This is a genomic window from Ectobacillus sp. JY-23 (genome assembly GCF_023022965.1).
In the GTDB taxonomy this organism is placed as follows: Bacteria; Bacillota; Bacilli; order Bacillales; family Bacillaceae_G; genus Ectobacillus.
Window position 1 is genome coordinate 2,680,784 of the sequence record NZ_CP095462.1, and the last position, 12,316, is coordinate 2,693,099.

General features: G+C 40.3%; 9 protein-coding genes and 1 riboswitch. All 9 genes read left to right on the forward strand.

Annotated elements, in window-relative coordinates:
• Position 1: 1 nt before the first annotated feature.
• The 9 genes from MUG87_RS13890 to MUG87_RS13930 all read left to right on the forward strand — a co-directional run bounded on the left by MUG87_RS13890 (position 2) and on the right by MUG87_RS13930 (position 11,745).
• Positions 2-904 (forward strand): carbohydrate ABC transporter permease, encoded by a 903-nt coding sequence (locus tag MUG87_RS13890; protein WP_247082891.1) that lies wholly within the window; start codon positions 2-4, stop codon positions 902-904.
• Position 905: 1 nt separating this feature from the next.
• Positions 906-1,736, forward strand: a complete 831-nt coding sequence (locus tag MUG87_RS13895) for a carbohydrate ABC transporter permease (protein ID WP_247082893.1) — start codon at positions 906-908, stop codon at positions 1,734-1,736.
• Between the two features lie 14 nt (positions 1,737-1,750).
• The gene (locus MUG87_RS13900) at positions 1,751-3,085 is read left to right on the forward strand and encodes a GH1 family beta-glucosidase (protein ID WP_247087694.1); all 1,335 of its coding nucleotides are present in this window, start codon (positions 1,751-1,753) and stop codon (positions 3,083-3,085) included.
• Between the two features lie 203 nt (positions 3,086-3,288).
• Entirely contained in the window at positions 3,289-4,629 is a 1,341-nt protein-coding gene (locus MUG87_RS13905; RefSeq protein ID WP_247082895.1) for a glycoside hydrolase family 30 protein, read from the forward strand.
• 212 nt (positions 4,630-4,841) lie between these two features.
• Entirely contained in the window at positions 4,842-8,075 is a 3,234-nt protein-coding gene (locus tag MUG87_RS13910) for a cellobiose phosphorylase (protein WP_247082897.1), read from the forward strand.
• Positions 8,076-8,650: 575 nt separating this feature from the next.
• Entirely contained in the window at positions 8,651-10,060 is a 1,410-nt protein-coding gene (locus tag MUG87_RS13915; protein ID WP_247082899.1) for an amidohydrolase family protein, read from the forward strand.
• Positions 10,061-10,133: 73 nt separating this feature from the next.
• Entirely contained in the window at positions 10,134-10,331 is a 198-nt protein-coding gene (locus tag MUG87_RS13920) for a twin-arginine translocase TatA/TatE family subunit (protein ID WP_247082901.1), read from the forward strand.
• Between the two features lie 55 nt (positions 10,332-10,386).
• Positions 10,387-11,124 carry a twin-arginine translocase subunit TatC gene (gene tatC, locus MUG87_RS13925; protein ID WP_247082903.1) on the forward strand — a complete coding sequence of 246 codons (738 nt, stop codon included), beginning with the start codon at positions 10,387-10,389 and terminating at the stop codon, positions 11,122-11,124.
• 192 nt (positions 11,125-11,316) lie between these two features.
• Complete coding sequence (locus tag MUG87_RS13930) at positions 11,317-11,745, forward strand: VOC family protein (RefSeq protein ID WP_247082905.1); 429 nt, start codon at positions 11,317-11,319, stop codon at positions 11,743-11,745.
• A 371-nt stretch (positions 11,746-12,116) separates the two neighbouring features.
• Positions 12,117-12,218: riboswitch (purine riboswitch) on the forward strand.
• Positions 12,219-12,316: the final 98 nt, after the last annotated feature.

Sequence of the window (12,316 nt, forward strand, 5' to 3'; positions counted from 1 at the left end):
TATGAAAAACATTAATTACAAAGGATATTACTTTGTAGCGCCATTCTTTTTAGTTTTCCTCCTCTTTAATATCTATCCGGTTCTCCTAACATTCTATTACACATTTACCAAATATGAAGGATACGGGAGGCCTGAATTTATTGGCTTAGAAAACTATATCCGTGTCTTTTCTGATACAGCTTTTTTTGAGGCATTCTTGAACACTTTGAAAATCTGGGGATTAAACTTCTTTTTACAGATGGGGATTGCACTGTTACTAGCAGCGTTATTCTCTGATTTACGTTTTAGAATCAAAGGGCTAGGGTTTTTTAGAGCAGTATTTTACTTACCAAATCTTATTACCATTAGTTCAGTGGCAATTTTATTCAATGTTATGCTCGACTGGAAATACGGTTCTATTAATCAAATTTTATTGAAATTAGGATTGATAGTTGAACCAATTAATTGGCTCAATGACCCTGTAGCATCGCAAGTATCTGTATCGTTGATTTTAACTTGGATGTGGTTTGGGTATACATTTATCGTATTAATGGCCGGTGTTTCAGGAATTTCAAAAGAGTATTATGAAGCAGCATTAATTGATGGAGCCAATCGTTGGCAGACATTTGTAAATATTACACTTCCATTATTAAAGCCGATTTTACTGTATGTATTAATCACATCATTAATCGGTGGTCTTCAATTATTTGATTTACCGATGTTGTTGACAGACGGACTTGGAGCGCCTGAAGGTTCATTGAACACAATGGTTTTATATTTGTACAATCAAGCATTCCGATACAATAATTACGGTTACGCATCAACAGTTGCTTATGCGCTATTCTTAATTACTGTCATATTCTCAGCGATTACATTTAAATCGATGTACCGCGATGTAAAAGCGACGAAGAATGGGGGGAAATAATATGAAAACGAAAAAGAGTCTTACAAAAATAGTTATTTATACGCTATTGATTCTTCTAGCTGTAATTAGCATCATCCCGTTCTACATGATGCTAGTGAATGGGACAAGAGATAATAAAGATATTCTCATGGGATTCAGCCTTTTACCAGGAAGCAGCCTGATAGAAAACTATAAGACGATGCTTGAATATGCAAACATATGGAACGGATTTAAAAACAGTTTAATTGTATCTGTATCCGTTACGGTCTTAAGCGGTTACTTTTCTGCATTAACTGCTTATGGTTTTGCGGTATATAACTTTAAAGGTAAAAAATATTTGTTCCTATTCATGCTTATTATGATGATGGTTCCAGGGCAGTTGGGACTTATCGGGTTTTATGAGCTGAATAAAGTACTTGGAACATTGGATACGTATATCCCGTTAATTGTTCCGGCAATTGCGAGTCCGTTTGTTGTGTTCTTTTTACGTCAGTATTTAGCTACAACGCTTCATCCGTCTCTATTAGAGGCTGCAAGAATGGATGGTGCTGGAGAATTGAAGATTTTCCATACAGTTGCATTGCCAATGATGATGCCTGCAGTAGCGACCATGTCTATCTTTACGTTTATCGGATCATGGAATAACTATATTGTGCCGCTTGTTGTCTTATTCTCTCCAGAGAAATATACGTTACCTGTGTTAATGGGCTTCCTAAAAGGTTCTCAAGTCGCCCAAAATCTAGGTTCGTTATATTTAGGGATTGCTATATCTGTTGTACCAATTATGGTCGCATTCCTATTTTTCTCTAAATATATTATTAGCAGTATATCAGCAGGATCTATTAAAGGATAATGGGGTGTTAGATGATGAAGAAATTTTCAAAGGATTTTATTTTTGGTACAGCCACGTCTTCTTATCAAATTGAAGGAGCTGCCGCGATTGACGGAAGAACACCTTCTATATGGGACACGTTTTCTCGTACACCAGGTAAGGTAAACGGCGGAGATACCGGAGATGTTGCATGTGATCATTATCATCGCATGGAGGAGGATATCGAGATTCTAAAAACGCTCGGTGTAGATTCCTACCGTTTTTCCATTGCATGGCCAAGAATTTTTCCTCAGCAGGGGCAATATAATCCGGAAGGTATGGCTTTTTATAAAAAGCTTGTCAATCGATTAGTAGAAGAGAACATTCAGCCGTTGGTAACGATTTATCATTGGGATATGCCACAATGGGCGGACGACCAAGGAGGTTGGGTTAACCGTGATTCAGTTGAATGGTTTATGGAGTTTGCCAAGAAGTGCTTTGAAGAATTAGATGCTTCTGTAGCAAAGTGGATTACACATAATGAACCTTGGTGCGCAGCGATGCTAGGTTATCACCAAGGAGTACATGCGCCGGGACACACAAACCTTGAGGAAGCGTTAAAAGCAGCGCATCACATTTTATTATCACACGGTAAAGCTGTTCAATATTATAAAGAGACATTTGGCGGGAAAAATGAAATTGGTATCACGCTAAATTTATCACCGGTTTACGCTGCTGGTGAAAATGTGAATGATTACCTAGCGGCCAATAATTTCGATGGCTATTTAAACAGATGGTTTTTAGATCCTGTGTTTAAAGGTCAATATCCAATCGATATGATGAACCTATTCTCTAAGTTTGTACACACATATGACTTTATTCAAGATGGCGATCTAGATATCATCTCAACACCGACGGACTTTTTTGGTATTAACTTTTACAACCGTGCCTTAATGGAATTCTCCGCTGCATCAGAGTTTTTATTTAAGCCGGCGTATTCTGATTATCCGAAATCAGGTATGGGGTGGGATATTTCTCCAAAAGAGTTTAAGGAGCTTATCCATCGACTTCGTAAGGAATATACGAATCTTCCAATTTATATTACAGAAAACGGAGCCGCTTTTGATGATGTATTGGAAGCAGACGGTCAAGTGCATGATAAGAATCGCGTAGATTATGTGGAGAAGCATCTAACAGCTGTTGCTGAACTCAATGAGGAAGGCATGAATATAGCAGGATATTATTTATGGTCCCTATTAGATAATTTTGAATGGGCATTTGGTTATGAGAAGCGTTTCGGTATTGTATATGTTGATTTCCAAACTCAAAACCGCTATTTAAAGGATAGCGCTAAGCGGTATGCAGAAGTGATAAAACGTCGATCTATATAAGTACAACCAGAAAAAAACGCATTATGGAAGAATAAGAAATGTGTGGTTGCGGTCAGTGCTTAAGAGGTGCACGTGCGTGATGAGATGATATGTATGATGATGAGTGGAACGGCTGTTTTTCTGCTAAAAATTTTTCGAATGAATCGAAACCGCTTTCGGATTGGTTTTCTGATGCTGTGAATAAATAGGGGTGTAAATTTCATATGTCACAGATTGATGTAACACTTACGGCTAAAGATACGGAAGAGCGTTTGGCGAAACAAGCGCCTCTTTCGTTTACTACAAATGCTTCGGCTACGACATTAGATATTGAGATTACTGATACAGAAACATATCAAACGATTATCGGCTTTGGCGGTGCTTTTACGGAAGCTGCCGCATATACACTTTCACAAATGCCAACAGAAAAAAGACAGGAAGTGTTGAAAAAGTATTTTGACCCCAATGAGGGCTTAGGTTATACCATTGGCCGTGTCGCAATTCATAGCTGTGATTTTGCGTTAGGAAATTACACATATGTGGAAGAGAACGATGTTGAATTAAAGAGCTTTGATATTGCAAGAGATCGACAATGGGTAATTCCTCTCATACAAGATGCCATGAAGGTAAAGGGTGGAACCATGCCTTTATTAGCATCTCCATGGAGCCCGCCTGCTTGGATGAAGTCGAATCAAGAGATGAACAATGGCGGCCAGCTTCTTCCGGCTTACCGAGATGCTTGGGCTACTTATTACACAAAGTTTATCAGGGCTTACCGTGAGGAAGGCTTAGATATTTGGGGAATTACTGTTCAAAACGAACCAGCCGCGGTACAAGTGTGGGATTCCTGCATTTATTCAGCAGAGGAAGAACGAGACTTTGTTAAAAATCATTTGGGTCCTATTATGCATGAAGCAGGCCTGGCGGATGTGAAGATTATTATTTGGGACCATAACCGAGATCTTATCGTTGAAAGAGCTTCGACAGTATTAGAAGACCCGGAAGCTGCCAAATATGTATGGGGCACGGGCTTGCATTGGTATGTGAGCGAGGAGTTTGATAAAGTAGGAGAGGTTCATCGTCGTTTTCCAGATAAGCACCTAATATTTACAGAAGGCTGCCAAGAAGGCGGCGTGAAGCTAGGCGAATGGTTTACCGGTGAACGCTATGCAAGAAACATGATTGGTGATTTAAATAACTGGGTAGAGGGGTATTTGGACTGGAACCTTGTGCTAAATGAGGAAGGTGGCCCAAATCACGTCGGAAACTTATGTGATGCGCCAATTATCGCGGATACAAAAACGAAAGAACTGCATTATAATAGCTCGTATTACTATATTGGTCACTTTAGTAAATTTATTCGACCAGGAGCCGTTCGCATCAAGCTGACAAATCATAATGAACAGTTACAGTCTACAGCCTTTCGAAATGAAGACGGGACTATCGCAATCGTGGTCATGAATGAAGGCGATCAGACTGTTCCTTTTTCAATGGGCTTTGGACAACATGTATGTGAAACAGAGCTTCCTGCGCATGCTATTGCAACGTACACGTTTAAAATGTAGGTTGCATGAAAGTCTAATATTGCTAATTAAAACTTGTTGATTGGATCAGACTCCGGCGGGAAAACTTCCCTGACGCCCGCGGAAAGTGAACTTCCGTCATGGAAATTAACAATGAACTTTAACAGAACCAAAACGTAAGAAAAGCACGGGTCGGGTACATATGTATGCCGACCCTTCTATAAAAATGATGTATGGAAAGGTGAATCAGATCTATGTCTGTAAAACAGTACTCCTTTGATCAACAAAAAAGATTTGTGATTGAAAATTTTGATCAAGCTAACACATTTTCGAGTTTTTTACCGGGCATAGCAGGCGTACAGGGCGTTCCGATGTGGACCTTTTATGTAAATCGCGGTCAGGGTATTTGCAGTTTTGGGGTAAAAGATAAACATTCTCCAATTATGGAGTTCGCGCCTGCGAATATTGCGTATAAGACAGTTGCTACAAGTGGGTTTCGGACATTTATTAAATTTAAAAAAGACGGTGCAATGTACGAGCCGTTTCGTCCTGTTCAGGATGCACCGCATATAAAGCGAAGAATGTATATCGAGGCCAATCAAGTAAGTATTGAAGAGATTCACGAAGAATATGGTATACGCGTATTTGTTCAATATTTTCATATGCCCGAAGAGAATTTTGCTGGTCTAGTTCGTAAAGTAGCGATTACCAATTTAAATGAAGAGCCACTTGAAGTAGAAGTATTAGATGGGTTGCCGGAAATTCTGCCGTACGGCGTGACGAATGAAGCGTATAAAGAAGTCGGTAATCTTTTAAGAAGCTGGATGGAAGTATATAATCTGGAAAACCATGTCCCTTATTATCGAGTAAGAGCTAGTATTGGTGATGAAGCTGAAGTCAGCGAAGTGACAAGTGGCCACTTTTATCTATCATTTACGGGTGAAAAAGCACTCGTTTCGCCGATCGTGGATGCAGCTCTAATTTTCGGAAGCGACACATCTCTTCAACATCCAGAGGCGTTTTATACTAGTGATGTAAAGCAGTTGCAGCAGGCCAAACAAATCACAGCGAACAAGGTGCCGTGTGGCTTTACGCCTGTGCAAAAACAGATAGAAGCGCAAGAAACAATAAATATTTGTACAATAATTGGTCATGTAAAATCAATAGACATCATTCAGTCCCAGGTAGACAGGCTAGTTAGCTTAGATTTTATCGAGAAAAAGCAACAGATTGCTTTAGCATTGGTCAGAGAGCTTACCAATGCGATTGAGACAACCACATCTTCAGAACTCTTTGATGAATATTGCCGTCAAAGCTATCTTGATAACGTATTGCGCGGAGGTTATCCGTATATATTGGAAAATGGCAAAGAGGGATTTGTCTATCACTTATTTTCAAGAAAGCATGGTGACTTAGAGCGCGATTACAACTTTTTCACGATTGCTCCTGAGTACTATTCACAAGGAAACGGTAATTTCCGAGATGCGAATCAAAACAGAAGAAATGATATTTATTTTTCTCCGCAGGTGGGCAGCTTTAATGCCAAGATGTTTATGAGCTTAATTCAAGCAGATGGATATAATCCGTTGTCTGTTAAGGGATGCTCCTTTGAAGTAAGACAGGAAGAAAAAGGTGGCATAAGCGCGCTAGTAGAAAAGCATTTTCAGACCCATCGAGATGAATTGGTTCAAATGTTAGAAGGAAAGTTTACGCCAGGGCAGCTTATCAATTTCATTGAAAACAACAACCTTTCATATAAGCTAGAGGAGAAGGTCTTTCTTACAGATGTTTTACAAATATCCAAGCAAAATATTGAAGCTAGCTTTGGAGAAGGTTATTGGATTGACCACTGGACATATAATATGGATTTAATTGAAAGCTACCTAGATGTTTATCCGGAGCATATGCACCAGTTTCTATTTGAAGATAAGACCTATACATTCTTTGATAGTCCAGTAATGGTTCAGCCGCGAAGTGAAAAGTATGTGCTCTCAAAAGGGAAGGTAAGACAGTACGGGGCAGTTATAGAAGATGAAGAGAAAATGGCCCGTCAAGCGATAGATATTCAAGATACGAATTGGCTGAAGACAGCACATGGAAATGGTGACGTTTATTATACAAATCTATTTGCGAAGCTCATCTCACTATCGCTTAACAAATTTGCCACGTTAGACCCTGCGGGGATCGGTGTTGAAATGGAAGCAAATAAACCGGGATGGAATGATGCGCTAAACGGATTACCTGGTATTTTTGGCTCAGGCGTGAGTGAAACATTTGAATTAAAGCGTATGGTTCAATTTTTATTGTCTGCCATGTCATCTAATCTTGAAGAGGATGTACGTCTTCCTATTGAAATGGCTCATCTATTAACCGATGTGTATCAGCTACTAGAGAAAAATAGCAGGGGAGAATTGAGCGATTTTCATTATTGGGATGAAGTAGCGTCCTTGCGAGAGGATTACCGCGAAAGCATCCGCTTTGGAATAGAAGGAACAGAAGTCATATTCTCTTTACAAGAAATATACAAGATGTATGAGCTGTTTTTACGTAAAATTGATGCTGGTATCACGAAGGCGGAACAGCTTGGAAATGGATTATATCCAACCTATATTACATTTGAAGTAGAGGAATATGAAGTAGTCACAGACAATACAGGCAAAGAAGTTCTAAGTCATTATGGCTTGCCGAAGGTTATTGTCAAGAAATTCAAAGAGCCAACGCCGCTTCCATACTTCTTGGAGGGCCCTGCACGCGCCTTTAAAACGTTACAGAATAAAGAGAAGGCGAAGGATATGTATCAAGCTATCAAACAAACGGATTTATATGATAAAGAAATTAACATGTATAAAACATCTGTAAGTTTGGAAGAGGAATCGCACGAGATTGGCAGAATCAAGGCGTTTACGCCAGGCTGGCTTGAGCGGGAATCTGTTTTTCTTCATATGACATATAAATATTTACTTGCGCTTTTAAAAGCGGAATTGCATGAAGAATACTTTGCTGAAATGCAAGACGCTCTTATTCCGTTTCTTGACCCAAGCATTTATGGAAGAAGCACGCTGGAAAACTCTTCGTTTATTGCAAGTGCATGCAACCCAGACCCAGCTACACATGGCAGAGGTTTCGTCGCAAGGCTAAGTGGCTCTACGGCAGAATTTTTAAGTATGTGGAAGATCATGATGATGGGCAAAAAGGTGTTTCAGATGCAGGAAGGTCAGTTAACAATGATGCTATCTCCTGTATTACCTGCATGGCTGTTTGATGGCGAAGGAAAAGTATCCTTTACGTTCTTAGGGAAAACGAAGGTAACATATCATAACCATAACAAAAAGGACACGTTCGGTGTAGATAAAGCAGAAGTACAGTCGTATCAGCTGTTTTATCAAAATGGTGATGAAAAAGTAGTGAAAGGCCGTATCTTGCAAGAAGAGGATGCACGCGCGGTACGAGACGGGGAAGTGAAGGCGATTTCCGTTACTTTAGGATGAATCGTGATGGGTAGTCGGGGTGTTTTTTACTATTTTCTGAGTTAGAACGATTTTATAGAAGAAGTCTAAGCATCGCTTTCTCCTACCATATCTAAAGATGTTTTTATTAGCTAATTAGCAATGAGTAGGTAGTTGAAAGAAACTTCACCAGACACTTTATGCAAATCAACTATTCAGTTTTTAATAAGCGAGTACAAATTTTTCATCCGAAGGAATAGGATTTTTGTATTGGGACAGCGAAATATTGCAAGTCCATATTCATCTGAAAGCAGCCCGCGCGCATGGGCTGCTTTTTTGTAATGTGCGGATAACGGCGCTTTACATACGCAACTTTGAATTTTAATTATTTTTACATATTTTTTAAGTATCTTTACCAAAAACTCTCAAGTTATTTACTTATTGTTGAAATCTGATAATTTAAAAAGTATAACGTGTAAATGTATTCTCAGCATGCTGATATATCCATTTATAATGTGGGATATTGGCCGGAAGAGAGAGCGAGTATCATTGGTACCGATGTCCCAATTAAAAGGCGAAAACATTATAAGAGAAAAATGTACAATGGGGGATTTCAGATGAATCAGGACAGTAAAAATTTTTCTCGCAGAAAATTTCTGGGCAATGCTTGTAAAATCGGAGGCGTTTCCGCCATCCTTGGCGTCACGGATGCGATGGGGTTATTGATGCCGGAGGTCGCCAGCGCAGATGCGGGGGAGAAGAATGCTAATCACAACATAAAAAAGCCGGGAAGAAACAGCTCATACATGCTGTTGAATGTTCGATTGGAAAGTGGCTATATATATGAAAACGGATATGTTGTCGCAACGAAAACAGTATTGCGCAACATTCGGATTGATAAAGGTGTGATTACAAAAATATTAGACACGAAAGCTTCTTATGATAGGCAACTAGATCGCTATGACGCGAAAGGAATGCTACTGCTGCCTTCTTTTAAGGATATGCATATCCATATGGATAAAACATTTTACGGCGGTCCTTGGCGAGCGGCAACACGCAGATCGAATATTTTTGATATTATTGAGGCCGAGAAAACGCTATTGTTGGAGCTGTTGCCGACGGTTCAGGAGCGTGCTGAAAAACTAATTGAACTTGTGCTTGGATACGGTACAACGTATGTGAGAAGCCATTGTAACATCGATCCGGTTGTCGGATTGAAAAACCTGGAGAGACTGAAGCTTGCCTTGGCCAACTATTCGGATAAAATCTCCCATGAAATAGTGGCTTTTCCGCAGCACGGTCTTCTTCTTTCGAATGCAGAAGGACTGTTGCGTGAAGCGATGCAAATGGGGGCCACGCATGTCGGTGGATTGGATCCGACCGCAGTTGATGGAAATATGGACAAGTCCTTAAACACGATGGTTCAAATTGCTGTGGACTACAAGGCAGGAATTGATATTCACCTTCATGAACGCGGAGAAGTCGGCCTACAAGCGGTTCGCCGATTAGCCGATCTGACGGAAGAAGCGGGCTTACAAGGGAAAGTGACGATTAGTCATGCGTTTTCGCTTGCGTCACTGACCGAAGGAGCGGATGTTGAAATGGCGAACCGCCTTGCGTCACTTGGCATTTCAATCGCATCAAGTGTTCCTATCGGCAAAAACGTCATGCCGCTTCCGCTTCTTCAGAAGCAAAAAGTAGATGTTATGCTGGGAACAGACAGTATCACTGATCCTTGGTCACCGCATGGAATCGGGGATATATTGGAAAAAGCGCACCGCGCCGCAGAGTTATACGGATGGACTTATGAGTACGAATTGTCTCGGGCACTTTCTTTTGCGACCGGCGGTATAACACCTTTAGACGAATACGGCAAGCAGGTCTGGCCGAAGGTGGGAGATGCCGCAACGGCGATACTCGTTCCGGCTAGCTGTTCGGCGGAAGCGGTGGCACGACTTCCTAAGCGTGAAGCTGTTCTGCATAAGGGCGTTTTATCTTCCGGCTCTCTTGATAAAGCAAGATCATAAAAAGAAGTGATTTTAGCATATGATTTTTCAGGCCAAAAACACAATGACGACACATACATATTAGGGGGAAATCATGTTTCAAAATATCGGAATACCAGGATTGTTATTGGTTTTGATACTCGCTCTCATTATTTTTGGTCCGTCAAAGCTACCAGAGCTGGGAAGGGCGTTCGGCTCCACATTGAGAGAATTCAAAAAGTCTACCAGAGAGCTTATCGAAGATGACAAAGACACGAAAAGTCTGGTTAAGGAAGAAAAAGCGGTCAAATAAACTGAAAGAAGATGTAAGTTCCAACTTGCATCTTCTTTTTCATGGAGTGGTTATATTGAAAGGTCAAAATATGAGCACGATTCAGCATCTTGAGGAGCTGCGTAAACGAATCATTTTCACTTTAGTTGTTTTTTTGCTGTTTTTCGTGCTGGCGTTTATATATGTCCAAGATATTTATCAAGCGATAGTCAAGGATTTACCATTCAAGCTGGCGCTGCTAGGGCCTGGTGATATTTTATTCGTTTATCTAATGATTGCCGTCGTCGTTGCAATTGCAGCCACTATACCAATCGCCGCACATCAAATTTGGCTGTTTGTACGTCCAGCGTTAACGCCGAAAGAACAAAAGGTCACGCTTTCTTACATTCCCGCGTTGTTTATTCTATTCACGTTAGGAATCTGGTTTGGTTACTATCTGGTATTTCCGGTTGTACTGAAATTCTTAGTTTCACTATCAGAGGATATGTTCACTGCCGTATTTACAACCGAGAAGTATTTTCGATTTTTGCTTCATATGACAGTACCTTTCGGGGTTCTGTTTGAGCTGCCTGTTGTCATCACGTTTTTAACAAGCCTAGGAATTATCAATCCATATCGCCTTCAAAAAGCGAGAAAGTATGCTTACTTCATATTAATCATCATCTCGATTTCCATTACGCCGCCAGATTTATTATCGGATATTTTGGTGACTGTACCGTTGTTACTTTTATATGAAGGAAGTGTCTACTTGTCTAAATTCATATATAACCGGCAACAAGGACATAAAAATGAAGAAGAGATGAATGTTCAGTAGATTGAATAAAGCGTCTCTCTACGGTTTTGGTCTTGTATAGTGAAATGCGAAGGTGAAGAAGTTCGATATGGAGGAAAGTGGCAGAAAGCTGTTGAATGTGTATAAAGGCTATGATACTCTTTTTGGAACATTTATTCTATTTTTGCGGATGCAGAGCCGCTGCTTAAATACTTTGAGGAAGAGGTGTTTCATATGATTCTAGGTGTTAACGCGTATTTGGTTTTGAACGGAAACGGACAAGAGGCAGTCAAATTTTATGAGTATGCATTGGATGCAAAAGTAGAAAGCTTACAGACGTTTGGGCAAGTGCCTGAAAATCCGGAATATCCAATTCCTGCTGAAGCAAAAGAACGTGTTTTGCATGCCAAACTGAAGATTGCCGATACAGACCTGATGATTTCCGATACGCTTCCCGGTCAGCCGTATGAAACCGGATCGCAAGTAAACATATCTGTCACGACAAACAATGTGGAGAAATCAAAAGAGGTATTCGAGAAGCTGCAGGAGGGCGGATACGTTATCATGCCACTTCAAGAAACGTTCTGGAGCCCTTCATATGGACAATTGACAGACAAATTCGGTATACATTGGCAGGTCTCCACACATGTGGAGCAATCCTAATAGAAAGTGTTCTTTCAGGAAACAGACTATTGCATGGACGATAAATAATGCCGAAAAAAGGAGAGAGCTTGGTTCTCTCCTTTTTGTTTTGCCAGTGGAGCAGAATAGGTAAGGGGAATGAGGCTGTTTATATAAGCATAACGGCTTGTTTTCTTTTGTGTGCGGTTTTACAAGAGGGTACTGGTACGACGAGCTTCTTTTATTTATTATGAAAGGAAATTTTCTTGGTGAAAACATTGCTACAAAAGTCAGTTCGGAATGTATGGTTTGTGAAATGCGTCCCTTGGGCTGGCGGAAAGGAAATTATTTCTGTAGAATTTTGTCGTTTCACTCTTGACCATGCTCTGCTTTCGTTGTTAGAATCAAGGAGGAAAAGTAAAAGCGAACACCTTCATATATCCTCAATAATATGGTTTGAGAGTCTCTACCGGGTTACCGATAATAACCTGACTATGAAGGCAGTGATTCTGCTTAGCGAAGCGCGGTCCTTCATAAGTCGGAATTCTGCCTTTTTGTATTTGGGGCGGAGTTTCGGCTTTTTTTGTATACTTTTTTTCCAATTGTATCAATG